The organism is Xanthomonas sp. 3498 (genome assembly GCF_014199795.1).
GTDB lineage: Bacteria > Pseudomonadota > Gammaproteobacteria > Xanthomonadales > Xanthomonadaceae > Xanthomonas_A > Xanthomonas_A rydalmerensis.
The window spans coordinates 242,502-267,202 of record NZ_JACHOH010000003.1; the positions used below are offsets into that span (position 1 = coordinate 242,502).

Annotated in this window: 20 protein-coding genes; 13 read left to right on the forward strand and 7 right to left on the reverse strand. The window is 70.2% G+C overall.

The annotated features are described in order from the left end of the window. Position 1: 1 nt before the first annotated feature. Positions 2–1,024: a sulfate ABC transporter substrate-binding protein gene (locus GGR66_RS10800; RefSeq protein ID WP_184448255.1), complete on the reverse strand. Its 1,023-nt coding sequence runs from the start codon at positions 1,022–1,024 to the stop codon at positions 2–4. 193 nt (positions 1,025–1,217) lie between these two features. Here GGR66_RS10800 and kbl point away from each other — a divergent pair, with 193 nt between their 5' ends. Both kbl and GGR66_RS10810 read left to right on the forward strand, forming a co-directional pair. After that, positions 1,218–2,420 (forward strand): glycine C-acetyltransferase, encoded by a 1,203-nt coding sequence (gene kbl / locus GGR66_RS10805; RefSeq protein WP_184448256.1) that lies wholly within the window; start codon positions 1,218–1,220, stop codon positions 2,418–2,420. 1 nt (position 2,421) lies between these two features. Beyond that, the gene (locus GGR66_RS10810) at positions 2,422–2,814 is read left to right on the forward strand and encodes an HNH endonuclease (protein WP_160966129.1); all 393 of its coding nucleotides are present in this window, start codon (positions 2,422–2,424) and stop codon (positions 2,812–2,814) included. Here the strand turns inward: GGR66_RS10810 and GGR66_RS10815 are convergent. The 4 genes from GGR66_RS10815 to GGR66_RS10830 form a co-directional block, all read right to left on the reverse strand. Next, on the reverse strand, positions 2,765–3,553 hold the full coding sequence (locus GGR66_RS10815) for a pseudouridine synthase (protein ID WP_317843686.1): 789 nt from the start codon (positions 3,551–3,553) through the stop codon (positions 2,765–2,767). The genes GGR66_RS10810 and GGR66_RS10815 overlap by 50 nt on opposite strands. A gap of 91 nt (positions 3,554–3,644) precedes the next feature. Then, positions 3,645–4,139: a hypothetical protein gene (locus tag GGR66_RS10820; RefSeq protein WP_160966125.1), complete on the reverse strand. Its 495-nt coding sequence runs from the start codon at positions 4,137–4,139 to the stop codon at positions 3,645–3,647. A gap of 290 nt (positions 4,140–4,429) precedes the next feature. Then, positions 4,430–5,527: an OmpA family protein gene (locus GGR66_RS10825; protein ID WP_160966123.1), complete on the reverse strand. Its 1,098-nt coding sequence runs from the start codon at positions 5,525–5,527 to the stop codon at positions 4,430–4,432. Between the two features lie 277 nt (positions 5,528–5,804). Beyond that, a complete protein-coding gene (locus GGR66_RS10830) occupies positions 5,805–6,716 on the reverse strand; it encodes a LysR family transcriptional regulator (RefSeq protein ID WP_184448258.1) in 912 nt (303 codons plus the stop codon). A gap of 99 nt (positions 6,717–6,815) precedes the next feature. Between GGR66_RS10830 and GGR66_RS10835 the strand changes: the two genes are divergently transcribed. The 5 genes from GGR66_RS10835 (at position 6,816) to GGR66_RS10855 (ending at position 14,144) form a co-directional block, all read left to right on the forward strand. Then, complete coding sequence (locus tag GGR66_RS10835) at positions 6,816–8,066, forward strand: MFS transporter (RefSeq protein ID WP_184448259.1); 1,251 nt, start codon at positions 6,816–6,818, stop codon at positions 8,064–8,066. After that, positions 8,063–9,367 carry an SGNH/GDSL hydrolase family protein gene (locus GGR66_RS10840; RefSeq protein ID WP_184448260.1) on the forward strand — a complete coding sequence of 435 codons (1,305 nt, stop codon included), beginning with the start codon at positions 8,063–8,065 and terminating at the stop codon, positions 9,365–9,367. The genes GGR66_RS10835 and GGR66_RS10840 overlap by 4 nt, the downstream gene beginning before the upstream one ends. A gap of 42 nt (positions 9,368–9,409) precedes the next feature. Continuing rightward, positions 9,410–10,444 (forward strand): aldo/keto reductase, encoded by a 1,035-nt coding sequence (locus GGR66_RS10845; RefSeq protein WP_184448261.1) that lies wholly within the window; start codon positions 9,410–9,412, stop codon positions 10,442–10,444. 42 nt (positions 10,445–10,486) lie between these two features. Further along, entirely contained in the window at positions 10,487–11,509 is a 1,023-nt protein-coding gene (locus GGR66_RS10850; protein ID WP_184448262.1) for a zinc-binding alcohol dehydrogenase family protein, read from the forward strand. Positions 11,510–12,095: 586 nt separating this feature from the next. Then, complete coding sequence (locus GGR66_RS10855; protein ID WP_184448263.1) at positions 12,096–14,144, forward strand: NADPH-dependent 2,4-dienoyl-CoA reductase; 2,049 nt, start codon at positions 12,096–12,098, stop codon at positions 14,142–14,144. Positions 14,145–14,312: 168 nt separating this feature from the next. Here GGR66_RS10855 and GGR66_RS10860 read toward each other — a convergent pair whose 3' ends face one another. Then, on the reverse strand, positions 14,313–14,723 hold the full coding sequence (locus tag GGR66_RS10860; protein ID WP_184448264.1) for a Rap1a/Tai family immunity protein: 411 nt from the start codon (positions 14,721–14,723) through the stop codon (positions 14,313–14,315). Between the two features lie 98 nt (positions 14,724–14,821). Between GGR66_RS10860 and GGR66_RS10865 the strand changes: the two genes are divergently transcribed. Beyond that, complete coding sequence (locus GGR66_RS10865) at positions 14,822–16,153, forward strand: MFS transporter (protein WP_184448265.1); 1,332 nt, start codon at positions 14,822–14,824, stop codon at positions 16,151–16,153. Positions 16,154–16,280: 127 nt separating this feature from the next. Here the strand turns inward: GGR66_RS10865 and GGR66_RS10870 are convergent, their stop codons facing one another. Next, on the reverse strand, positions 16,281–17,402 hold the full coding sequence (locus GGR66_RS10870) for an ROK family protein (RefSeq protein ID WP_184448266.1): 1,122 nt from the start codon (positions 17,400–17,402) through the stop codon (positions 16,281–16,283). Positions 17,403–17,513: 111 nt separating this feature from the next. Between GGR66_RS10870 and GGR66_RS10875 the strand changes: the two genes are divergently transcribed. The 5 genes from GGR66_RS10875 (at position 17,514) to GGR66_RS10895 (ending at position 24,637) form a co-directional block, all read left to right on the forward strand. Further along, positions 17,514–20,012 (forward strand): TonB-dependent receptor, encoded by a 2,499-nt coding sequence (locus GGR66_RS10875; protein ID WP_184448267.1) that lies wholly within the window; start codon positions 17,514–17,516, stop codon positions 20,010–20,012. Between the two features lie 23 nt (positions 20,013–20,035). After that, positions 20,036–20,932: a glycerophosphodiester phosphodiesterase family protein gene (locus GGR66_RS10880; RefSeq protein ID WP_184448268.1), complete on the forward strand. Its 897-nt coding sequence runs from the start codon at positions 20,036–20,038 to the stop codon at positions 20,930–20,932. Positions 20,933–21,140: 208 nt separating this feature from the next. Further along, entirely contained in the window at positions 21,141–22,295 is a 1,155-nt protein-coding gene (locus GGR66_RS10885) for a glycerophosphodiester phosphodiesterase family protein (protein WP_160967057.1), read from the forward strand. 90 nt (positions 22,296–22,385) lie between these two features. Further along, on the forward strand, positions 22,386–23,876 hold the full coding sequence (locus tag GGR66_RS10890; RefSeq protein WP_221236412.1) for a hypothetical protein: 1,491 nt from the start codon (positions 22,386–22,388) through the stop codon (positions 23,874–23,876). A 299-nt stretch (positions 23,877–24,175) separates the two neighbouring features. Further along, positions 24,176–24,637 carry a cell wall hydrolase gene (locus tag GGR66_RS10895; protein WP_019797714.1) on the forward strand — a complete coding sequence of 154 codons (462 nt, stop codon included), beginning with the start codon at positions 24,176–24,178 and terminating at the stop codon, positions 24,635–24,637. The last annotated feature ends 64 nt before the right edge of the window (positions 24,638–24,701 follow it).

The following is a 24,701-nucleotide window of genomic DNA, read 5'->3' on the forward strand; positions in this document are numbered from 1 at the left end:
GTCACTTGCTCGCCTGGATCTGGTCGAACAGGCCGCCGTCGTCGAAGTGCGTGGCCTGCGCCTTGGCCCAGGAACCGAACGCCTGCTCGATGGTGACCAGGCGCACCTTCGGCAGCCGCGCCAGATCGGCGCGGTCGGCGTACTCGGGATGGCGCGGCCGGTAATAGTGCTTGGCCGCGATCTTCTGTCCTTCCGGCGAGTACAGGTACTTCAGGTATTCCTCGGCGACCGCGCGGGTGCCGTGCTTGTCCACGTTCCTGTCGACCAGCGCCACCGACGGCTCGGCCAGGATCGACAGCTTCGGCACCACGATCTCGAACTTGTCCTGGCCCAGTTCCTGCTGCGCCAGGAACGCCTCGTTCTCCCAGGCCAGCAGCACGTCGCCGATGCCGCGCTGGACGAAGGTGGTGGTGGCGCCGCGCGCGCCGGTGTCCAGCACCGGCACGTTGCGGAACAGCGCGCGCATGTAGGTGAGGATGCGCTCGCGATCGCCCTTGAAGATGTGGTCGGCGTAGGCCCAGGCGGCCAGGTAGTTCCAGCGCGCGCCGCCGGAGGTCTTGGGATTGGGCGTGATCACCGACACGCCGTTGCGCAGCAGGTCGGGCCAGTCCTTGATCCCCTTCGGATTGCCCTTGCGCACCAGGAACACGATGGTCGAGGTGTACGGCGCGCTGTTGTCCGGCAGGCGCGTGGCCCAGTTCGCATCGATCAGCTTGCTCTTGGCGGCGATCGCATCGACGTCGTAGGCCAATGCCAGCGTCACCACATCCGCCTCGACCCCGTCGATCACCGCGCGCGCCTGCTTGCCGGAGCCGCCGTGCGAGGTCTCCACCGCGACCTGCTCGCCGGGATGCAACTGCGCCCAATGCTTGGCGAAGGCGGCGTTGTAGTCCCGGTACAGCTCGCGGGTGGGATCGTAGGACACGTTGAGCAATTGCGTCTCGGCGGCGACCGCGGCCCCGGCGAACACGCACAGCGCGAGCGCGAGCAGCGGGCGCCAGCGGCGCGGCGGAAGGCTGGACATGGACGGTTCTCCGAAAACACACAGGCCGATGCCGCGGCCGATGCCCGCCGCGGACCATGACGCATGCTGCGCAGCGGCAGGCGGCGGGTGAAATGACTTCACGGCAGCGGCTCATGCCATTTGCGCATGACGGCCCCGGCCTTCGCGGGCGCCGCGGTAAAATCGCCGCCTCTTTCCGCCGCGCGTGCCCGTCATGACCGACTCCCGCCTCACCCAGCACTACGCCGAGGAACTGGACGCGATCCGCGCCCAGGGCCTGTTCAAGTCCGAGCGCATCATCGTCGGCCCGCAGGCGGCGGAAATCGTCCTCGCCGACGGCCGCCGCGTGCTCAACTTCTGCGCCAACAACTACCTGGGCCTGGCCGATCATCCGGCGCTGATCCAGGCCGCCAAGGACGCGCTGGACACGCACGGCTTCGGCATGGCCTCGGTGCGCTTCATCTGCGGCACCCAGGACCTGCACAAGCAGCTGGAAGCGCAGATCGCCGCGTTCTTCGGCACCGAGGACACCATCCTCTATGCCGCCTGCTTCGACGCCAACGGCGGCCTGTTCGAACCACTGCTGGGCGAGCATGACGCGATCATCTCCGACGCGCTCAACCACGCCTCGATCATCGACGGCGTGCGCCTGTGCAAGGCCAAGCGCTTCCGCTACGCCAACTGCGACATGGCCGACCTGGAAGCGCAGCTGCAGGCGGCCGACGCCGCCGGCTGCAAGACCAAGCTGATCACCAGCGACGGCGTGTTCTCGATGGACGGCTTCATCGCCCCGCTGGACGAGATCACCGCGCTGGCGAAGAAATACAACGCGCTGGTGCACATCGACGAATGCCATGCCACCGGCTTCCTTGGCGCCAGCGGCCGCGGCTCGGCCGAGGTCAAGGGCGTGCTGGACAAGATCGACATCTTCACCGGCACCCTGGGCAAGGCCATGGGCGGCGCGTTGGGCGGCTTCACCACCGGCCGCCGCGAGGTGATCGAACTGCTGCGCCAGCGCTCGCGGCCCTACCTGTTCTCCAACTCGCTGCCGCCGCACGTGGCCGCCGCCGGGATCAAGGCCTTCGCGATGCTCGACGCCGCCGACGACCTGCGCGCGCGCCTGGTCGAGAACACCGCCTACTTCCGCGAGCGCATGGCCGCCGCCGGGTTCGACATCAAGCCCGGCACCCATCCGATCTGCCCGGTGATGCTGTACGACGCGCCGCTGGCGCAGCGCTTCGCCGAACGGCTGCTGGAGGAAGGCATCTACGCGATCGGCTTCTTCTTCCCGGTGGTGCCCAAGGGGCAGGCGCGGATCCGCACCCAGATCAGCGCCGCGCACACCCGCGAACACCTCGACCGGGCGATCGAGGCGTTCATCCGCATCGGCCGCGAGCTGGGCGTCATCACCGCCTGAGATGCGCGCCGCGCTGCGCCAACGGCTGTTGCTGGCGGCGCAGACCGACGCGCAGGCGCAGCCTGCAGCCGGCGGCTGGCATAGCCGCTGCCTGCATTGCCGGCGACGCCTTGACTTGCGCGGCGACGGCGAGCCGCTGGGCCATTGTTCGCTCGAACATGTGGTGCCGCAGGCCTGGTTCGGGCGCCGCGCCGCGGCAGCGTTGTGCGCCCAGGTGGGCGACGATCCCAACGATGCACGCAACCTGGCGCTGGCCTGTGCCGGCTGCAATCACGCCAAGGGTCGCCACCACGATGCGCGCGGGCCGCAGGATGCGCGCGCCCGCGACGTCGTCGCCGCGTTGCTCAGCGCGCGGTTGGCACGCTGGCGTCCGCCGCCGGCGCCAACGCCGTGACTTCGGCGGCGCTGAGTTCGCGCCAGGCACCCTTGCCCAACTCGCCCAGCGCCAGCTCGCCGATCGCCACCCGCACCAACCGCAGCACGTCCAGGCCGAGCGCGGCGAGCAGCCGCCGGATCTGCCGGTTGCGGCCCTCGTCCAGCACCACTTCCAGCCAGGCATGGCGCTCGCCCTGGCGCAGCAGGCGCACCTGCTTGGCGCGGAGCGGTTCGCCATCGTCGACCACGCCGGCACACATCCGTGCCAGCAGCGCCGCGTCGGGCACCGCGTCCACCTGCACGTGATAGGTCTTGTCCGGGCCGCTGCCCGGATCGGTCACCCGCGCCGCCCATTGCGGGTCGTTGCTGAACAACAGCAGGCCCTCGCTGGCCTTGTCCAGGCGCCCGACCGGTGCCAGCCACGGCAGGCCGGCACCGTCGAAACAGCGATAAACGGTGTCGCGGCCGCGTTCGTCCTGCGCACTGGTGACCAACCCGCGCGGCTTGTTGAGCATCAGGTACAGACGCGCGGTGTCGGCCAGCGGCGCGCCGTCCACGGCCAGCCGGTGGCGGCCCTGCAGGATCGGGAATTCGGGATCGGTGACGATGCGCCCGTCGACGGCGACGCGGCCGGCGGCGATCCAGCGCGCGGCCTCGGTGCGCGAGCACAAGCCAAGCTTGGACAGGGTGCGGGCCAGGCCGTGACGCGGCGTGGCTGGCGCGGCGCCGCGCGCGGAAGGGCGCGGACGCGCGGGCACCGCCGGGGACGACGCCGGACGACGGGAACGCGGCGGCTTGGCCCCTCGCACTGCGCGAACGGGCGCGGCCGCAAGCGGCCGCGCGCCGGACTTACTGCTTGTTGGCGTCGGCCGGCGCCGGCGCCTCGGCGGCGGCGGCCGGTACCGGTGCCGGACGTGCCTTGACCACGCGAACGCCGCGCGCCTTCATCCAGGCGTCGAACTCCTCGGCGGTCATGCGCTTGCCGTTCTGGCTCATGTCGAACCGCCAGGGCGTGTTGTCGAAGGCGGTGGCCGGCTTGTACGCGGCCGGATCGTTCGGCTTCACCGCGCCCGGGGTGGCGTTGGCCAGGCTCTGGCAGCCTTCGGCGCGCAACCGCAGCAGCACGCGGTCCAGCGACTGGTCGCTGCTGTAGGACTGGGTCAGCACGCCGCTGGGCATGCCCAGCTGCACGTTGCGGCTGAACAACTCCGAAGCGACCGGCGCGGCCACCGTGGCCGGCAGCGCCAACGGCTTGGGCAGCAGATCGCCGGAGCAATCCGGTGCGGCGTGGGCCGCAGGAATCAGGGCGAGCGCAAGCAGGCTGGCCGTCACGATACGCAGCATCGGTTTTTTTCCATTCAGGCGAGTCGACGAGCGAGTGTAGGCAGGGCCCGGCGTGCTTTCAACTGTTACCGGCACTACATGCGCTAAATAATTGGGATTGCTGAAAAAATTCAGCTTTGACCGGCGGGCAATGCAGCTCATGCAGGAGCGGCTTCAGCCGCGACAGGCGTTCCTGGGAAGGCCCGTCGCGGCTGAAGCCGCGCCTACGGCAACACCGCATCCATTCGCCGTCCCCACAAAAACAAAGCCCGGCACGAGGCCGGGCTTTGCTTGAGACTGGAAGCGTCCGATTAGTTCTGGACGTTCAGCTCGGTACGACGGTTCTTGGCACGGCCTTCCGGATTGTCCGAACCATCCGGGTTGGTGTTCGGCGCAATCGGACGGCTCTCGCCGTAGCCGATCGGACCGACCAGACGCGAAGCGTCCACGCCGTTCTTGGTCAGGTAGTCGTACACGACGCGGGCGCGACGCTCGGACAGCTTCTGGTTGTAGGCTTCGGTACCCTTCGAGTCGGTGTGACCGGCAACCTCGACACGCAGGTCGGGGTAACGCTTCAGGATCTCGGTCGCTTCACCCAGGATCGCCACGGCGTCCGGACGCAGGTTCGCCTTGTTGAAGTCGAAGTTGACGCCCTTCAGGTCGATCGACACCGGCACCGGGCAGCCGTCCGGACCGATGGTCTGGCCAGGCTGGGAGTTCGGGCACTTGTCGTCGCAGTTGTTGACGCCGTCACCATCGTCGTCCAGGTCGGCGCAGCTCGGCGCAGCGGCCGGCGGCGGCGGCGGGGCGACCGGGGCAGCCGGCGGCGGGCCCAGCGGGATCACGACGCCGACCGAAGCCAGCACGTCGCCGAACCAGTTCTGCGACGGAGCGGCAACGCTCTGGTCGTCGAAGTCAGCGCGGTAGGCCACTTCGGCACGCACGGCAACGCGCTTGTCGAAGGTGGTCTGCAGACCGACGCCGGCCTTGGCGGCAAAGTTGCCGTCCTTGCGCTGGCCCGGGGAGACCGGACCGCCGGTGTCGAACTCTTCTTCCGAGCGCTGGTAGCCCAGGCCGAACAGCAGGTACGGGTTCCAGCCGCGGCCTTCCTGGATGAAGTGGCGACGCAGGTCGAACGAGATGCCGTACTGGCTCCAGTTCAGGTCCTGGTTCTTGTCGAAGTTCGGGTTCTGATAGTTCAGCTCACCGTCCAGCGACCAGTTCGGGTTGATGAACTTGCCCAGGCCCAGGGTGACGAAGGGCGCATCGTTGGTGGTGCGATCCTTGTCCTGGAAGTTGAAACCAGCCGAACCGGTCAGGTACCAGCGGTCGTCGAATTCCTGCGCGGACGCTGCCTGGGCGACGGCCAGACCGCCCAGCAACGCGGCGGTGAGAATTTTCTTGTTCATTAATACAACTCCTTGTTTCGGGGAGATAGAAACCGGTAGAGGCATGGTTCAGTACAGATGTCTCGTCACATCCAGACGGCCGTTTCCGCACGCCATCGCCGCGCACATTATGCGCGGCATAGTGAAGATGGCGTTAACGGGCACGTAACATGTGAAAGTCAACGCCAGCCGCTGCAAGGCCGTGGATACACCCTATACAGGTTGATGAAATCCCGCAATGCGGCGGGGAGATGACCGTTTGCGGTCGTAGACAAGCGCCCACAGGGCGACCCAGTTCTCACCGCGGCCGCGCCCAGGGCGGCGGGTCGGCCAACTCGGCCTGCATGAACTCGACGAAGGCCCGGACCCGCGGCGGTACCAGTCGGCGCTGCGGCATGACCGCGTAGATGCCGGTCTCGGTCAGCGGGAAGTCGGCCAGCACCTGGCGCAGCCGCCCCTGCCGCAGGTCCTCGGCCACGTGCCATTCCGAATGCAGGGCGATGCCCTGGCCGTTGACCGCGGCGTCGCGCAGCACCTCGCCGAAGTTGGTCTCCAGCGGTCCGGCCACGCGCACGGCGATCTCGCCGTCGGGCCCCTGCAGCCGCCAGGTGTCCTGCCTTCCGTCGCTGCCGGTCAGCAGCAGGCAGGCGTGCGCGGCCAGGTCGGCCGGCGTGGCCGGGGTGCCATGGCGGCGCAGGTAGTCGGGTGAGGCGCAGAGCATGCGCCGATTGCCGGCCAGGCGCCGCGCGACCAGGCTGGAATCGCGCAGGTTGCCGATGCGGATCGCCAGGTCGAAGCCTTCGCTGACCAGGTCCACGACGTTGTCGCTCAGGTGCACGCTCAGCCGCACCTGCGGGTGCAGCGCCATGAACCGCGGCAGCAGCGGCGACACGTAGAGCCGCCCGAACGCGGCCGACATCGTCACCCGCAGGGTGCCGGCGGCGGCGACGCCGGCCTGGCGCAGGCCGCCGGCCAGCGATTCCAGGTCCTCGACCAGCGGCCGCCCCTGCTCGGCCAGTTGCAGGCCTTCCGGGGTCGGGTGCAGGCGCCGCGTGGTCCGGTGCAGCAGGCGCACGCCGAGCGCGCGTTCCAGCCGCTGCAGCCGCTGGCTGGCCACCGCCACCGAGATGTCCAGGCTGCGCGCGGCGGCGCTGATCGAGCCGAGGTCGAGCACGCGCAGGAACAGGGCGATATCGCCGATCCGGTCCATTGTGTGGATTCCATTGAAAGTTGTTCAATATTTTTACTGTTTTTGCTGAGAACCTGCAGGCCTAGGCTGCCGTCCTCCCGCCACTTTCGGAGCCGCCGCATGGCCGCCTCGCTTGCTCCACCTCCCCACCCGCCCGCCGCCGGGCGCACGCCGATCGCGCTGTTCGCACTGACCGCCGGCGCCTTCGGCATCGGCACCACCGAGTTCGTGATCATGGGCCTGCTGTTGCAGGTCGCGGCCGACCTGCGGGTCAGCGTCCCCGCCGCGGGGCTGTTGATCTCCGGCTATGCGCTGGGCGTGTTCCTCGGCGCGCCGCTGCTGACCGTGGCCAGCCGGCGCTGGCCGCGCAAGCGCGTGCTGCTGGCGCTGATGCTGGTGTTCACCGCCGGCAACCTGGCCTGCGCGCTGGCGCCGACCTATGCGGCGCTGATGGCGGCGCGGGTGATCACCTCGCTGGCGCATGGCACCTTCTTCGGCGTCGGCGCGGTGGTGGCCACCACCCTGGTGCCGCCGCAGCGCAAGGCCTCGGCGATCTCGACCATGTTCACCGGCCTCACCGTCGCCACCCTGCTCGGGGTGCCGGCCGGCGCCTGGCTGGGCCTGCAGTACGGCTGGCGCGCCACGTTCTGGGCGGTGGCGGCGATCGGCGCCCTGGCCACCGTGGTGATCGCAGCACTGGTGCCGGCCGACCGCGACGCCCCGCCGGCGCCGCCGCTGCGCGAGGAACTGCGCGCGGTCGGTCGCGCCCCGGTGCTGCTGGGTCTGGCGACCACGGTGCTGGGCTATGCCGGCGTGTTCGCGGTGTATACCTATGTGCAGCCGCTGCTGACCCAGGTCACCGGGGTGGCCGACAGCGCGGTGTCGCCGCTGCTGCTGGTGTTCGGCGTGGGCATGATCGTCGGCAATGTGCTCGGCGGACGCCTGGCCGACCGCCGCCCGCGGCAGGCGCTGCCGCTGAGCCTGGGTGCGCTGGCCGTGGTGCTGGCGGCGCTGACCTTCGCCTTGCCGTCGGCACCGGCGATGGCGCTGGGCATCGGCCTGCTGGGCGTGGCCGCGTTCGCCACGGTGGCGCCGCTGCAGGTGTGGGTGCTGGGCAAGGCCGGCGAGGCCGGCCGGCATCTGGCCTCGAGCCTGAACATCGGCGCGTTCAACCTGGGCAATGCGCTGGGCGCGTGGCTCGGCGGCCTGGTACTCGGCCACGGCGGCAGCCTGTCGCAACTGCCGTGGGTGGCGGCACTGCTGACCCTGGCCGGACTGGCGGTGGCGCTGGCCGCACTGCGGCTGTCGCCGGCCACCGCCGTGCCCACGCCCGATACCGGCGCCGGCTGCGCCGCTGGCGGTGCGGCATGAGCCGGGCGATGGCAAGGGCCGCGCTGGCGACGGCCCTGCTGGGCACGCTGGCGCTGCCGGCCGACGCGGCGCCGCGCGACTGGGTCGCGACCTGGCAGGCCAGCCCGCAACCACTATGGGCCGCAGACTTCCCGTTCCCGACACAGACGCCGTTCCACCTGTGGCGGCAGACCGTGCGCCAGGTGGCGCGGGTCAGCCTGGGTGGCAGCGAGGTGCGGGTGGAGCTGAGCAACGCCTATGGCGACACGCCGCTGCACATCGGCGCCGCGTCGCTGGCGCTGGCCGGCGACGGCGCTGCGACCCTGCCCGGCTCGCAGCGGCCGCTGCGCTTCGGCGGCAAGACCGAGGTGACGGTGCCACCGGGCGCGCCGGTGCTCAGCGATCCGGTGGCGCTGAGCGTGCCGGACCTGGCCCGGCTCAGCATCAGCCTGTATCTGCCGCAGCCGACCGCGCCGTCCACCTTTCACTGGGAAGGCCTGCAGAGCGCGTGGCTGGCCGAGGGCGAACGCACTGCCGACGCCACGCTGGCCGACGCCACCGCGCTGCCGGTGCGGCTGTTCGTCAGTGGCATCCAGGTGCGCCGCGCCGATGCCGCCGGCGCGGTGGTGGCGCTGGGCGACTCGATCACCGACGGCGCCGCCTCGACGCCGGGGCAGGACCGGCGCTGGCCGGACCAGTTGGCCACGCGGCTGGCGGGACAGCGGGTGGCGGTGCTCAACGCCGGCATCTCCGGCGGCCGCGTGCTGCGCGACCGCATGGGCCGCAACGCGCTGGCGCGGCTGGACCGCGACGTACTGGCGCAGCCCGGCGTGCACAGCCTGATCCTGTTGATGGGCATCAACGACATCAGTTGGTATGCCACGCCGTTCGCACCCGACGATGCACCGGTGTCGGCCGAGGAGCTGATCGCCGGCTACCGGCAGCTGCTGCAGCGCGCGCAGGCACGCGGCCTCCGGGTGATCGGCGCCACCCTCACCCCGTTCGAGGGCGCGTTGCCGGACTCGCCGATCCCCGGCTACTACAGCGCGCAGAAGGAGGCCGTACGCCAGCAGGTCAATGCCTGGCTGCGCGCCGGCAACGGCTTCGACGCGATCCTGGATTTCGATGCGCTGCTGCGCGACCCCGCGCACCCCACGCGGATGCGCGCGGACGTCGACTCGGGCGATCACCTGCATCCCGGCGACGCCGGCTACGCGGCCATGGCACAGGCTGCCGCGCAATTGCTCGGCGCCAACGCGCCCGCGCGCCCTCCTGCTCCCGCCGCTGCGGGCGCGGTCGACACCGACACCGCGGCGCGCTGACGCCGTCTCTCCCATCCCCTTCCCCACCATCAGGAGTTCTCCATGGAATACCGTCATCTCGGTGCGTCCGGCTTCAAGGTCCCCGTGCTCAGCTTCGGCACCGGCACCTTCGCCGGCACCGATCCCTTCTTCGCCACTTGGGGCAATTCGGACGTGGACCAGGCGCGGCGCCTGATCGACATCTGCCTGGAGGCCGGCGTCACCCTGTTCGACAGCGCCGACGTCTATTCCGGCGGCGCCGCCGAATCGGTGCTGGGCGCGGCGATCAAGGGCCGCCGCGACCAGGTGCTGCTGTCGACCAAGGCCGGCTTCCGCTTCGACCGCGCGGTGCCCAACAGCGTCGGCTCCTCGCGCTTCCACCTGGTGCGCGCGGTGGAAGCGGCGCTGACCCGCCTGGGCACCGACTACCTCGACCTGTTCCAGCTGCACGGCTTCGATGCGCGCACGCCTGTGGAGGAGACCCTGTCCACGCTCGACGACCTGGTGCGTGCCGGCAAGATCCGCTACCTGGGCGTGTCCAACTTCTCCGGCTGGCAACTGATGAAGTCGCTGGCGGTGGCCGATCGCCACGGTTGGTCGCGCTATGTCGCGCACCAGGCCTATTACTCGCTGATCGGGCGCGACTACGAAGAGGAGCTGATGCCGCTGGGCCTGGACCAGGGCGTGGGCGCGCTGGTGTGGAGCCCGCTGGGCTGGGGCCGGCTGACCGGCAAGCTGCGCCGCGGCCAGCCGCTGCCGGACAGCAGCCGCCTGCACGACAAGGCGGTCACCGAGGCCGGCCCGCCGGTGCAGGAAGAGCGCCTGTACCGGGTGATCGACGCCCTCGAGGCCATCGCCGCCGAGACCGGCCGCAGCGTGCCGCAGATCGCGCTGAACTGGCTGCTGCAACGACCGACCGTCAGCAGCGTGATCATCGGCGCACGGACCGAGGAGCAGTTGCGGCAGAATCTGGGGGCGGTCGGCTGGACCCTCGATGCCGCCCACGTGCAACAGCTGGATGCGGCCAGCGCAGCGGTACCGGTGTATCCGTACTGGCACCAGCGCGGCTTCGCCGAGCGCAACCCGCGGCCGGTCTGAGCCGCGGCCGTGCCCTCCTTTCCCTCACGTCCAGGAGCCTCCATGAAAGCGGTCGCCACTCTCCAACCCCTGCCGATCGACGATCCGCAGTCGCTGCACGACCTCGACCTGCCGACACCGCCCGCGCCCGGCGGCCACGACCTGCTGGTGCGGGTGGAGGCGGTGTCGGTCAATCCGGTGGACACCAAGGTCCGCGGCAACGCATCGCGCGACGCCCAGCCCAAGGTGCTGGGCTACGACGCCGCCGGCGTGGTCGAGGCGGTCGGGCCCGAGGTCGAGGGCTTCGAGCCGGGCGACGAGGTCTACTACGCCGGCGACATCACTCGCGCCGGCAGCAACGCCCAGTACCAACTGGTGGATGCGCGCATCGTCGCGCGCAAGCCGGCGACGCTGGACTTCGCCCAGGCCGCGGCGCTGCCGCTGACCACCCTGACCGCCTGGGAGCTGCTGTTCCAGCGTATGCCGTTCGACTTCGACGACGCGCACAACCGCGGCCGCCGCCTGCTGGTGATCGGCGGCGCCGGCGGGGTCGGCTCGATCGCGATCCAGTTGGCGCGGCATGCCGGCTTCGAGGTGATCGCCACCGCCTCGCGGCCGCAGACCCGCGACTGGTGCCTGCAACTCGGCGCGCACCACGTGATCGACCATCGCCAGGCGCTGGCGCCGCAGCTGCAGGCGCTGGGCATCGACCAGGTGGACGCGGCGCTGAACCTGGCCGACACCGACCGCTACTGGCAGCCGCTGGGCGAGCTGCTGGCGCCGCAGGGCCACGTCGGGCTGATCGTCGAGCCGAGCGGTCCGCTGCACATCGGCGACCCGTACAAGGCCAAGTGCATCGGCATCCACTGGGAAATGATGTTCGCGCGCGCCCGTTTCCGCACCGAGGACATGATCGAGCAGCACCGCATCCTGGCGCGCACCGCCAGCCTGGTGGACGCGGGCGAACTGCGCACCACCCTGACCGAGACGCTCAACCCGATCAACGCCACCACCCTGCGCGAAGCGCACCGGCGCCTGGAGTCGGGCAGCACCATCGGCAAACTGGCATTGGTCGGCTGGGGCTGAACGGCCGCGCAGTGATCGGAACATTCGCACGATCGCCCCGCCGACCGTAACTGCTGTTGCTGTTGCTGTTGCTTCCGCTTCTGCTGATGTTGCTTCTGCGTTTGCTGTGCTTTTGATCTACCGGGCCCCCTCGGCGCGGCAGACGCGGCGGGCGAATACCCGAAGGGCGACGCGCAGGATGCGCGTCGTTTTCCGCCGGCACATGGGTGAGCCGGACAAAGGCGAAGCACTGCTTCGCCCCGGCGAACGGGCAGGCGCCGTGAGGCGCCTGCCCCGGGCTTGGCCGCGTAGCGGACAAGTGCCGTCGGAAAATGCCCGACGTGGCTGCGGACCCGGAGCGCGCTAGCGCGGAGGGCGCGCTGCGGGGTGTGTTTCTTTTGGTTACTTTTCTTTGCACAAGCAAAGAAAAGTGACCCGCGTCAGCGGAAGCTGTTGCCTTTGCTTCAAAGCTTCCTGCTTCAGAATCCCCGCGCCATAGCCAAGGCAACCTCAAAGTCAGCGTAAAGGCACGAAGGCAACGTCCCTCTTGCCGTAGCCCAAGTTTCACGGCACCCTGCGCGCTTCCGTACGCCTGCGTATCCACGCCATGTCGCCCGCCCCCGGCCAGCCCGAATCCGCCTCCGCCGCCTATCCGCACCTGTTCGCCCCGCTGGATCTGGGCTTCACCCAGTTGCGCAACCGCATCCTGATGGGCTCCATGCACACCGGCCTGGAGGACCGCGCCCGCGACTTCCCCAAGCTGGCCGCGTATTTCGCCGAGCGCGCCGCCGGCGGCGTCGGACTGATCGTGACCGGCGGCTTCGCGCCGAACGTGGTCGGCTGGCTGAAACCGTTCGGCGGCAAGCTGTCCTGGCCGTGGGAGGTGCGCCCGCACCGGCAGGTGACCGCCGCAGTGCATGCGCACGGCGCCAAGATCTGCCTGCAGCTGCTGCACGCCGGGCGCTACGCCTATCACCCCTTGTCGGTGGCGCCGTCGAAGCTGAAGGCGCCGATCAACCCGTTCACCCCGCGCGCGCTGTCGGCGCGCGGCGTCGAACGCCAGATCGATGCCTACGCGCACGCCGCCAAGCTCGCCCGCGAGGCCGGCTACGACGGCGTCGAGGTGATGGGTTCGGAAGGCTATCTGATCAACGAGTTCATCGCCCCGCGCAGCAACCGCCGCAGCGATGCCTGGGGCGGCGACGCGGCCAAGCGCATGCGCTTTGCGGTGGAGATCGTGCGCCGCATCCGCGCCGCTTGCGGGCCGGACTTCATCATCGTCTACCGGCTGTCGCTGGTGGACCTGGTCGAGGACGGCAGCGACTGGCAGGAGATCGTGATGCAGGCGCAGGCGATCGAGGCCGCCGGCGCGACCATCATCAATTCCGGCATCGGCTGGCATGAGGCACGCGTGCCGACCATCGCCACCTCGGTGCCGCGCGCCGCCTTCGCCGCGGTCACCGCCAAGCTCAAGCCGCACGTGCGGCTGCCGCTGATCGCCACCAACCGCATCAACATGCCCGACGTGGCCGAGCGCATCCTCGCCGGTGGCGGCGCCGACATGGTGTCGCTGGCGCGGCCGCTGCTGGCCGATCCGGAATGGGCCAACAAGGCGCAGCGCGGCCAGGCGCAGGCGATCAACACCTGCATCGCCTGCAACCAGGCCTGCCTGGACCACGTGTTCGAGAACAAGACCGCCAGTTGCCTGGTCAATCCCCGCGCGGCCGCCGAGACCGAACTGAACTACCTGCCGACGCGCGCGCCCAAGCGCATCGCCGTGGTCGGCGCCGGCCCGGCCGGGCTGGCCTGCGCGACCGTGGCCGCGCAACGCGGCCACCGCGTCACCCTGTTCGACAGCGCCAGCGAGATCGGTGGCCAGTTCAACGTGGCCAAGCGGATTCCCGGCAAGGAGGAATTCCACGAGACGCTGCGCTACTTCCGCTACCAACTCGAGGCCACCGGCGTGGAGCTGCGCTTGCAGACCACCGCCGATGCGGCGCTGCTGGCCGACTTCGACGAGGTGGTACTCGCCACCGGCATCGTGCCGCGCACGGTGGAGTTCCCCGGTGCCGATCATCCCAACGTGGTCAGTTATCTGGACGTGCTGCAGGGCCGGGTGCAGGCCGCGGACAAGGTGGCGATCATCGGCGCCGGCGGCATCGGCTTCGATGTCGGCGAATTCCTGGTGCACGCCGGGGAGTCGACCGCGCTGGACCCGGCGCGGTGGATGGCCGAGTGGGGCGTGGACCCGCAGTTCGAAGGCCGCGGCGCGCTGTGCAAGCCGCGTCCGGAGCCGCCGGCGCGCAGCGTGTGGCTGCTGCAGCGCAGCCCGGGCCGGCCCGGCGCGCGGCTGGGCAAGACCACCGGCTGGATCCATCGCGCCACGCTCAAGGCCAAGGGCGTGACCATGCTCGGCGGCGTCGAATACCTGGGCGTGGACGACACCGGTTTGCGCATCCGCGTGGACGGCGCCGAGCAACTGTTGCCGGTGGGTACGGTGGTGGTCTGCGCCGGCCAGGAACCGCGGCGCGACCTGCAGGCGGCGTTGCTGGCCGCCGGCCGCAGCGCGCACCTGATCGGCGGCGCCGATGTCGCCGCCGAACTGGACGCCAAGCGCGCCATCGCCCAGGGCAGCCGGCTGGCGGCGCAGTTGTAGGGCATGCGCTGACCTGACAGGCCGTCGGCGACCATCGCCGACAATGTCGCGCCGATGCACGCGGCGCTAGGCCGGGCGCGGTCGGTGATCGTCCTCGCTACCGGCGTGCAAGGCGGACGTCGTCTGCGGCAGGCATGCCTGTACGCCACCAACTACGGGCCTGCAAGCTCAACGTGCCGTGCAGGGGAACGCCGCGTGCAGCGCATGCTCCACCGGAACCGCCGCGCGCTGCCGCAACTGCGCCGGCGGCAGCGCGGCCAGCGCGGTGAACACGCGATCGACCAGTTCGTGCGCCAGCACGCCCTGCGCGCCGGCGCACCACTGCGTGCCTACGTTGGCGTCGGCGACGCCGGCGATGTACAGCCGCGCCATCGCGCTGGCCTGGGCGCGGCGCTGCTCGGCGCTGCCGACGAGCGGCGTCGCCACGGCCTGCGCATCGCCGCGCAGCAATCGCAGCAGATCGCCAGCGGACAGCTGATGCACCGCCTCCGGGCGCGCGGCCACGGACGCGGCGGCAGGCGCGCTGCAGGCGGCCAGACACAGGCACAGCAGCCGGGGCAATGACGATGACAGCGACATCGGCGGACTCCTTTGGCAACCAGGACCAGCGCTGTCGATCCCAGCAAGCCGGCGCGGCGGACTTGGTGCTGTCGCATCGTGCGGCTATAAGCCTGGGCATGCCATGCGCCTCCCCCCTGCCTACCCTGCCCCGCCTGCCGCACGCGGCGCTGGCGGCGTATGCCGGCGCGCATTTCGGCAAGAGCCTGCTGTGGTACGCCGGCGAACTGCTGCTGATCTATTCGCTGACCGAACACGCCGGCCTGCGCGCGATCGCGGCCGGGTTGGTGCTGGCGCTGGGCCTGCTGCTCAGCGCCGCGATCGGCCTCGGCGCCGGCTGGGGCCTGCGCCGACGCCTGCGCGACGTGCGCAACGCCGGACGCCTGCAATGGCACGGCCTGGCCGCCGCCGCGCTGGCGCTGCTGCTGGTGTTCGCTACGCCGTTGCTGCCGTCGCCGTGGCGGCTGGGCTACGTGCTGGCGGTGAGCCTGCTGTTCCGGCTGGCCTACGCGGCCTGCGACGTGGCCCAGAACACGTTGCTCAGCCTGGCGCAGTGGCCGTGGCGCGGCCACGACGGTGCCAGCGCGCTGCGCCTGGCCGGCAGCGGCGCCGCGGCGCTGCTGATCAGCAGCGTGGTCGGTGCGGTGCTGGCCCGCGGCGCCGATGGCGGCGGCCTGGCGCTGCAGGCCAGCGCGGTGCTGGCGGCCGTGGCGATGCTGTGCGCCTGGCAGTTGCAGCGGGTGCTGCGTCGTCCCACCGCCAACCACCCGGCACCGGCCGACGCGACGGCCGCAGCCGCGACCGACACGGCGCCCTCGTGGCGCGCGATTCCCTGGCAGCCGCTGGCGCTGATCGCGGCGGTCTCGCTGACCTTGCCCGCGTTCACCAAGCTCGCTCCATACGTGGCCGCCTACGGCCTGCTCTCGCCCGGCTGGGGCAGTGCGGTCCTGATCGCCTATGCGCTCGGCACGGTGCTGGTGCAGCCACTGGCCGCGCGCTGGGGCCGACAGCGCACGCCGGCGCAACGGCTGGCCTGGCTCGGCAGCGCCCTGCTGCTCTGCGCGCCACTGTTCGCGCTGGCACTGCCGGCGCAGCCGTTGCTCAGCCTGGCCGCCGCGGCCTGCATCGGTGCGATCGGCGGCAGCGGCGGACAACTGGTGTGGGCCTGGCACGCACAACGCACCGCCACCCGCGCCGTCGCCCAGCACGCGCTGAGCTTCGCCGCGCTGACCGCCGCCGCGCAGGTGGCACTGGCCGCCGGCGTTGTGCTGATCGGCCTGCTGCTGGACGCGCTGGACTACCGCGACGGGCACTGCCTGCTGCTGTGCTGGGCGATGGCGGCCGGTCCGCTGTTGTGCGGGGCGCTGTGCCTGCTGCTGGCGCTGCTCACCGGGCGTCGCCGGCCATTGGCTGCCGACGCCGGCATGGCGGCGACCGCCAACGGCGGTTGAGGCGTTGGCACAGGGTCGGCGGCAGCGCCGCCGCCGCCGCTGCGGCCCCGAAAGGCCACGGATCTGACGCAGGATCGCCCGCCACGCAGCGGCATCGGCCCTGCGGCGTAGCGCGCGCAGTCGTGCGCTAGGCGAAGAAGGCGCGCTGCAACGGCATCAACGCCGCGCCCAGGGTCACCGCGTCGCCGACGGTGCGGGCGATGCACAGCTGCGGCAGCGGCGGCGCCAGGCCATGCCGGTTGGGCGCGCGCGGGATGCGGATGCGCTCGATCAGGCGCGCGCCGATCGTGGCCGGCAGGCGCCCGCCGATCACGATCGCCTGCGGATCCAGCGCATAGGCCAGGTAGGCGCACAGCTGCGAGAACGGCGCCTCGGCCATCTCCAGCCAGGCGTCCACGCCCGGGGTGTGCGCGTCGATCACGCCCAGCATCTGCTCGACCCCGGCGTAGTCCTGGCCGGCGGCGCGCACCAGGGACAGCAGCGCATCCAGGTTCGGATAGGCCATGCCGCCGACGGTCCAGATGCCGCCGAACTCGCCGGCATTGCCGCGGTAGCCGCGGAACAGCCGGCCATCGGCGATGATGCCGCCGCCGAAACCGTTGGTCAGGTGCAGGTACACGAAGTCGCGACACTCGCGGCCGACCCCGTACAGGCTCTCGGCCACCGCCGCCGCCGCGCCGTCGTTCTCGACCGTCACCGCACAGCCCAGCGCCTCTTCCAGGATCGGCACCAGGTCCACCTGGGTCCAGTCCTCCAGCGCCGGCGGCCCGGCCATCTGCCGGCCCTGGCCGGTGAAGAACGCCGAGATCGCCATGCCCACGCCGACCACCCGCGCCGGGTCCACCCCGGTCTCGGCCAGCAGCTCGGCACGGAATCGCTGCAGTTGCGCCAGCACCGGCGCACGGCGCATGTCGGCCAGGCCGATGCGGCGCTGACCACGCACGTTGCCGGCGAAATCCACCAGCGCCAGCGCCACCACGTCGCCCATCAGGCCGATGCCGAAGGCGTAGGCGTAGTCCGGCGCCAGCCGCACGTCGACGCTGGGATTGCCGCGGCCCTCGGCGGCACGGGCGCTGAGCTGGACCATGCGGTCCTGCACGAAACCCTGCAGCAGGCGCGCCACGGTGGGCTGCGACAGATCCAGGTCGCGGCTCAGCGCCGCCTGGGTCTGTACCCCGGTCTTGAACACACGGTCGAGCAACTGGCGGCCGCCGGCACTGACGCGCGGCGGGAAATCGGGATGCGGCATAGGCGGACAGAAGCGTGATGGATGCACAACCGCAACAACCTAGCATGTGGACACAGAAGTTTCATACATGGTAAATAGTATTACCCCCACATTCTTTTACTGGGGGTCTTCATGCGTACCGTTCATCCGCACCCGAGCCTGCTGGCGATCGCGCTCGCGTCCATCCTCGGCAGCGCCACTGCCGTCCATGCCGAGGACGCGCCGGCACCGCCGGCCGATGCCACCACCACGCTGGACCAGATCGTGGTCACCGGCACGCCGCAGGGCCAGTCGCAGAAGGACGCACCGTTCGCGATCAGCGTGGTGTCCAAGGAACGCCTGGAGCGCAGCACCCCGAGCAGCAGCGTGGACATGCTGCGGGCGGTCCCTGGCTTCTCCGCCGAACCCTCCGGCGGCCAGGGCGGTGGCCAGAACCTCTACGTGCGCGGCCTGCCCGCAGGCGGCTGGTACTACGTGCAGTACCAGGAAGACGGCCTGACCCTGTTCGACGAGCCGCAGGAAAGCTTCTTCAACGTCGACACCCTGTTCGCGCTGGACATGATGACCGAGCGCCTGGAAGTGGTGCGCGGCGGCACCTCGCCGCTGTTCGCGACCAACGCGCCGGGCGGCACGGTCAATGCCATCACCCGCCACGGCACCGCCACGCCCGAGGGCGCGGTGCGCATGACCGTCGGCAGCGACGGCCTGCGCCGCGAGGACGCCTACAGCGCCGGCCCGCTCAGCGAGAACGTGCTGTACAGCATCGGCGGTTATCACCGCAGCGACGACGGCCTGCGCCGTACCGGCTACACCGCCGACCAGGGCGGCCAGCTGCGCGGCAACCTGACCTTCCTGATGGGCGATGCGATCCTCGACGTCGACGCCAAGTACCTCAACGACCGCACCGCCTTCTACAACCCGATTCCGCTCGCCGACCCGCGCAATCCGTCGCAATCGCTGTCGTCGCTGCTCGATCCGCTGGACGGCACACTGCTATCCAACGACCTGCGCCACACCACGGCGCTCACCTTCGACGGCAACGGCCCGCTGGCGCGCAACCTGGACCTGGCCGACGGCATCCATAACAAGGTCAAGCAACTCGGCACGCACCTGGAATGGGACCTGGGCGATGGCCTGACCCTCAACAACCGCATGCGCTTCGTCGATGCGGAAGTGGACTACACCGCGCTGTTCTCCGGCGCCGCGCCCTACGACGCCGGCGCCTACCTCAACACGCAGCTCGGCCGCGCGCGCAGCGGCTTCGGCGCGCGCGTGGCGCGGGTCGGCTACGTCACCACCCGCAACGGCGCCGCCTACGATCCGGCCGCGGCCGACGGCCTGGTGCTGGAGAGCGGCCTGTGGAATGCGCGCACCCATCTGCGCACGCTGTCCGACGACCTGCGCCTGAGCAAGGCGTTCGACGACACCGCGCTGGGCAAGCACACGCTCACCGCCGGCCTCAACGTGCAGCACGTCGAATTCCGCCAGGACCGGCTGCAGAACACCGTGCTCACCACGCTGCAGAACAACGCGCAGCGCCTGGACGTGCTGGCCTACGACGCCGCCGGCAACGTGGTCGGTTCGGTCACCCAGAACGGTTTCGTGCGCTACGGCAACGGCGTCACCAGCGGCTTCGCCAACGCCACCTACCTGTCGCCGTACCTGTGGGATTCGGTGCGCTTCGGCCGCCTCGGCCTGGATGCCGGCGTGCGCTACACCCGCTACAACGCCAACGGCGGCGTGTACGCCAACACCACGCGCAATCTCGGCGATCCGACCACGCTGGCCGACGACAACGTCGGCGGCCTCAGCGGTGCGTTCAGTCCGCGCACCGATCACCGCCATGCCACGCAGTGGACGCTGGGTGCCGAGTTCGCGCTGACCCCGCAACTGCAGACCTTCGCCCGCTACACCCAGTCGCAGCGCCTGCCGCGGCTGCAGAACGTCTACCAGACCCAGAACGCGGACGTCACCGACATCGACCAGGCCGAAGCCGGCCTGCGCGGCAGCTTCGGCGACACCTTCTCGTTCTCCACGGTCGGTTTCTGGAGCCGCTTCAACGACCTATCGATCAGCGCCATCGTGCTCGACAACACCGGCGCTGTGCAGAATCTGGCACTGGTCGGCAAGACCCGCACCCTGGGCCTGGAGTCGGAGTTCACCTGGCGGCCGTCGCCGCTGTTCGGCATCACCGGCTCGGCCACGCTGCAGGATCCGCAGACGCGCGGCCTGAGCAATGCGACCACCGGCCTCAGCTACGGCGACCTGGACGGCAAGCAGATCTCGCGCATTCCCAAGTTCATGGCGTCGATCAGCCCGACCCTGTACTTCGACATCGACGGCCGGCCGGTGGAACTGTCGGCCACCGCCTATCGCATGGGCCAGCGCTACGTCGATTACACCAACGCCACCGCCCTGCCCGCCTACACCACCTACGACCTGGGCCTGTTCGCGCGGCTGAGCGAGCACCTGGAACTGCAGCTGCACGCGGCCAATGTCAGCAACGCGCTTGGCCTGACCGAAGGCAATGCGCGGGTGGACACCTTGTCCGGGCAAGGCACCGCCGACGCGATCTACGCGCGGCCGATCTTCGGCCGCAACTACAACGCATCGCTGACCTGGAGGTGGTGAGCATGCACTGCCGGAGACTGTTGATGAGCGCAGTGCTGTCGCTGCCGATCCTGGCCCTGGCGGCCACGCCGAGCCTGCCCGACCGCCTGCGCGACCCGCACGGGCCGCCGCTGGTGGTCTCGCACCGCGCCTGCTGGAAGTTCGCGTCCGAGAACACCCTGGACGGCATTGCTGCCTGCATCGCACGCGGCGTGGACATGGTCGAGATCGACGTGCGCACCACCCGCGACGGTGGGCTGGTGCTGATGCACGACGAGACCGTGGACCGCACCACCGACGGCCACGGCGCGGTGGCCGATCTGACGGCGGCGCAGATCGCCGCCTTGCGCGTGCGCAGCCAGGGCGGCGGGCGCGACAGCACGCTCACCGCGCGGCATCCGCCGACACTGGCGCAGGCGCTGGCCGTGGCGCGCGGCAAGGTGCTGGTGAACCTGGACATCAAGGCCGCGGCGCTGGACCAGGTGATCGACGCGGTGGAGGCCGCCGGCGCGCAACGCGACGTACTGCTCAACGTGCCACTGGACGTACCGGCGGCGGTGCTGCAGCGCGCGCGCAAGGCCGATATCGCGGTGCAGGCGCTGTACCTGCAGCGCGATTCGGCGCTGTCGCCCGAGCAGGCCTTGCGCCGCGCCGCGCGCCTGCGGCCGGCGGTGGTGCAGTTGATGTTCGACGACCCGGCGGTGCTGGACATCGCGCAACGCGAACTGGCGCCGCACGCGCGGCTGTTCGTCAACACCATGACCAACGACATCGCCAGCGGCAGGCCGATGCGGCTGTCGGCCAACTACACCGACCAGCGCGCGCTGCGCGATCCGGCCGCGGTCTGGGGCGGGCTGCGCAAGCACGGCGTGAGCATGATCCAAACCGACGAACCGTTGGCATTGCAACGCTACCTGCACGGCACGGACACGTCCCGGTAGCCGGTCTCGTTCCCAATCCTGGCGACGCGGCGCGATCGCCACGCGCCGCGTCGCCAGGAGTCCAGTTTCAGACGGGCGGCATGCACTGCCAGGACGATGCCCGTCGCTTCGAGCACTGCACCACTGACGACCGCGCTCACTGGCATGGCGGCGGCGGCGCGTTGCGTTCCTTCACTTCATTCCATCAACCCCGAACGGAAGAGAGCACATGAAACTGCCCAAGAAACCCGCCAAGGCCCTCGCCCTGGCGCTGGCCTGCGTCTCGCTGAGCGCGCTGTCCGGCATGGCGTCGGCCGCCAGCAACTGGAACCCGGAACACATCCTCAACGTGATGAAGAATCCCTACCAGGGCAATCACGCCGACGTCGTGGTGATCTCGCATCGCGGGCTGGTCGGCAACGGCTGCGCCGAGAACTCCACCTGCTCGATCCTCGATACCTACAACGAGAACATCGAAGCGATCGAACTGGACGTCAAGCAGGCGTCCGATGGCGTCCTGTGGCTGTTCCACGACCAGAATGCCGGCCGCGTCATCGACCACAACCCGGGCTTCAACATCTTCCAGCCGGCAGCCAATCCGTCGGGCTGGAATCCGGACATCAGCACCCTGAGCAGCCATGATCTGATCAACATGTACCTGCGCGACAAGAACTTCGCCAAGACCAACGACCATCCGGCCTCGCTGGGCATCGCACTGGATGCGGTGAGCCACTATGCCAACCACATGGTGGTGGTGCTGGATCTGAAGTCGCTGGACGCGGTGTCGCGCGCGGCCGACCAGGTCAATGCGTTCAAGATGCAGAACCAGGTGGTGCTGAAGTTCAGCGCCTCGCTGCTGCCGAAGACACCCAGCGACATCACCCGCTTCACCAAGGGCGTGCCGTTCGCACCGACCGTCTATGCGGGCGACATGGACAGGATCGCCGACAACTACGTCGGCCTGTGCGGCTTCACCGCGCCCAATACGCCGCAGTGCCGGGTCAGCGCGTGGATCACCGAAGTGCGCAAGCAAAGCGGCTTCGCCTGGCTGGAAATCGGCAACAAGCAGCCCCGCCGCGGCGACCCGACTGCCGAGCTGCTGGCCGCGAACCAGGCGCAGAAGCAGGCGATCGGCGCCTTCTCGCCGGTGCCCGAATACCGCCTCAGCAGCCATGACGGCCAGCACTTCGTGCGCAGCAACGGCACCTGCTGCGCATCGCTGGACGACTACCTGACGAAAACCAAGTACTTCGGCAACGAGACCGCCGACGACCGTCCGAACTTCCGCGCGCAGGTCACCGCCGGCTTCACCAGCATCATCACCGACGATCCGCTCGGTGTGATCCGCGCCAACGTCCCGCGCAACACCGCGCGCTACAACTGACCACTGGATGGTCGCGCCGGGGAGTGCGCTCCCCGGTCCTGCACGGCGCCCTTGCGCCGTGCAGTCCGTCGTCCGCCTTCAGGAGCTCCCATGCGTTCCGCCCCACGTCCCCGCCATCTGCTTCTCGCGCTGCTGGTCGCCGGCGCGTGCGTGCCGCTGCTGCAACGCGCGGCCACCGCCCACCGCGCGCAAACCGCAGCGCCCGCCTCTCTCGCAACGCACGCGCCTGCCGACCCGGCGAGCGCACAGACCCCGCTGCACACCGACGTCCCGTCGGTGAACCGCAATGCCATGCCCGGACCGCCCGCAAGTGCGGTGCTGGCCGCGGCGCAGGCGCTGCCCGCCGACTTCCAGGCCGATGTGCTGCTGCGCCTCGCCGCCTCCCCCGATCTGCAAGCCGATGGCGACCGTGCCACTGCCGCGCAACGGCTGACGCGACAGGCCGTGGCATTGGCCGAGCGCGCGCAACGGCGCATGCCCGGCCTGGCCCGTGTCGGCTACGTCAGCGAAGAGAACCCCGACGAATTGCGCGCAGTGCGCACCGCCGGCCTGGACCGGCTGACGCTGCAGACGCGTGCCGCGCAGCGCGCCACGCCGGCACAGGCGCAGGCGCTGTTCGCGACACTGCCGACACCGCAACCCGGCAGTTGCGATGCGGCCTACCTCGACGATCCCAGTCCGGTCTATGCGTTGACTACTGCACTGCAGCCGACACAACCGACGGCGCGCGCAGCCGCGGTGAGCGCACGTGTGGACGCGGCGCAACACGAAACCGACACCGCGCCGGCGCTGAAGATGGCACTCGCCGCTGCGCCGCTGGACAGCGCAGGACAGGCACAGCTCGCCGACAGCCTGACGCGCATGCTCGCGCGCATCCGCGGCGACGATGCCGGCTTCACCGCCACCGAACTGAGCGTCGCCGGCGACATGCCGCTGGTGCTGCAACAGCTCTCCGACACCGCGCTGCGCGAGCGGCTGCACAGTGCCTACCGCGGCTACGTTGCCGCGCACCTGGCGCAGACGCGGTGTCCGTCCAGCGTGCTCGGCAACCACTGGCTGCTGGAGCAGCGCTTCGTCGCCGAGCTGCCCAGCGAACGCATCCTGCCCGCGCAACCGGTCACGGCCCAGCCGGTGGACGAAGACGCGATCTCGCTGATCCGCCAGGCCGGCTACAACATCCGCACGCAGTTGCTGGATCCTGACGCTGGCGCCGACGCCCTTGCCACGGAAAAGGCCTCGCTGGATTTCCTCGACCAACTCGACCACGGCGTGCTGCAACAGACCGCGGCCAGCGACGACAGCGGCCGCGTGCAGCGCGCGCGCCTGCGCGAACTGCTGCGCTATCTCGAGTATGCGCCAGCCGGCACCGCGCGCGACCGCGGCATGAACCTGCTCGCCACGCTGTTGAGCGGACCGTACTACGCGCGCGATCACGACACCTGGTTCGGCGATCTGCACGTGCTCGCCGAGCAAGCGCAACGTTGGTCCGATCGCGAACAGCGCCTCGCGCAACTGAGCGGACATGCCGATCCGGTGGTCAAGGTGTACGCGATGCTGATGCAGCGCAAGCAGTTTCCCTGAGCCTGATGCGCCGCATCGCGGCGCTGCGCCATGCCGTCGCGCGGCCAGGCACGACGGCGTTGCCACAGTGCGAGATGTGAACCCTGTCAAGACTCGAGGTTCAGTTGCGATTCGGGAAGCGGCGCCTATTGTGCGCCCCTCTTCCGACCCGCCCATCTTGGCGGGTCCCGCCGGACTTCAGATTGCCGGCACCCGGGCGGCCCGTGACAGGCCGCCTCCCCATGACGCCAAGCCGCATCGCTTGCCGCGCCACTCCGGCGCGTCACCTCGACGACGGCCCATACGGAGCAAGGAGTACGATGAAACTGGCCTGGATCCTCTGGCTATCGCAATTGTTGCCGCAACCCGCTGCCGATTCGCTTTGCCTCAGCACCACCGTGTACCTGGAAGCGCGCGACCAGACGCTGCGCGGGCAGCAAGCCGTCGCCGAAGTCGCATTGCGGCGTCTGGACAGCGGTCTGTGGGGCGATTCGATGTGCCAGGTGGTCACCGCGCGCAAGCAGTTCGCGCCGGGCCTGGTGAAGCCGGGCACCGAGCTGAAGAACGACGACGCCTGGGCCGACGCGGTCAAGGTCGCCTTCGCCGCCGAGCGCAACTGGGCGCTGCCGCAGGGCCAGCGCAAGGAGATCGTGCCCGGCGCCAGCCACTTCGCCGCGCATGCCATCGCCAGCCCGAGCTGGCGCAATGCCTATCAGGTCGCGACCATCGGCGACCACACGTTCTATCGCGTGCAGAAGCTGCGCCCGCGCAACGCCTCCTGATCCTTCGCCACGCAGGCACATCCGACGCAAGCTCCCGCACGCCACGCACGGTGTGCCAGTGATC

Bases quoted from the DNA above. Each gene is read 5' to 3' on its own strand.
- GGR66_RS10800 (WP_184448255.1), bottom strand. From the start codon at position 1,024: ATGTCCAGCCTTCCGCCGCGCCGCTGGCGCCCGCTGCTCGCGCTCGCG.
- kbl (WP_184448256.1), top strand. From the start codon at position 1,218: ATGACCGACTCCCGCCTCACCCAGCACTACGCCGAGGAACTGGACGCG.
- GGR66_RS10810 (WP_160966129.1), top strand. From the start codon at position 2,422: ATGCGCGCCGCGCTGCGCCAACGGCTGTTGCTGGCGGCGCAGACCGAC.
- GGR66_RS10820 (WP_160966125.1), bottom strand. From the start codon at position 4,139: ATGCTGCGTATCGTGACGGCCAGCCTGCTTGCGCTCGCCCTGATTCCT.
- GGR66_RS10825 (WP_160966123.1), bottom strand. From the start codon at position 5,527: ATGAACAAGAAAATTCTCACCGCCGCGTTGCTGGGCGGTCTGGCCGTC.
- GGR66_RS10830 (WP_184448258.1), bottom strand. From the start codon at position 6,716: ATGGACCGGATCGGCGATATCGCCCTGTTCCTGCGCGTGCTCGACCTC.
- GGR66_RS10835 (WP_184448259.1), top strand. From the start codon at position 6,816: ATGGCCGCCTCGCTTGCTCCACCTCCCCACCCGCCCGCCGCCGGGCGC.
- GGR66_RS10840 (WP_184448260.1), top strand. From the start codon at position 8,063: ATGAGCCGGGCGATGGCAAGGGCCGCGCTGGCGACGGCCCTGCTGGGC.
- GGR66_RS10845 (WP_184448261.1), top strand. From the start codon at position 9,410: ATGGAATACCGTCATCTCGGTGCGTCCGGCTTCAAGGTCCCCGTGCTC.
- GGR66_RS10850 (WP_184448262.1), top strand. From the start codon at position 10,487: ATGAAAGCGGTCGCCACTCTCCAACCCCTGCCGATCGACGATCCGCAG.
- GGR66_RS10855 (WP_184448263.1), top strand. From the start codon at position 12,096: ATGTCGCCCGCCCCCGGCCAGCCCGAATCCGCCTCCGCCGCCTATCCG.
- GGR66_RS10860 (WP_184448264.1), bottom strand. From the start codon at position 14,723: ATGTCGCTGTCATCGTCATTGCCCCGGCTGCTGTGCCTGTGTCTGGCC.
- GGR66_RS10865 (WP_184448265.1), top strand. From the start codon at position 14,822: ATGCCATGCGCCTCCCCCCTGCCTACCCTGCCCCGCCTGCCGCACGCG.
- GGR66_RS10870 (WP_184448266.1), bottom strand. From the start codon at position 17,402: ATGCCGCATCCCGATTTCCCGCCGCGCGTCAGTGCCGGCGGCCGCCAG.
- GGR66_RS10875 (WP_184448267.1), top strand. From the start codon at position 17,514: ATGCGTACCGTTCATCCGCACCCGAGCCTGCTGGCGATCGCGCTCGCG.
- GGR66_RS10880 (WP_184448268.1), top strand. From the start codon at position 20,036: ATGAGCGCAGTGCTGTCGCTGCCGATCCTGGCCCTGGCGGCCACGCCG.
- GGR66_RS10885 (WP_160967057.1), top strand. From the start codon at position 21,141: ATGAAACTGCCCAAGAAACCCGCCAAGGCCCTCGCCCTGGCGCTGGCC.
- GGR66_RS10890 (WP_221236412.1), top strand. From the start codon at position 22,386: ATGCGTTCCGCCCCACGTCCCCGCCATCTGCTTCTCGCGCTGCTGGTC.
- GGR66_RS10895 (WP_019797714.1), top strand. From the start codon at position 24,176: ATGAAACTGGCCTGGATCCTCTGGCTATCGCAATTGTTGCCGCAACCC.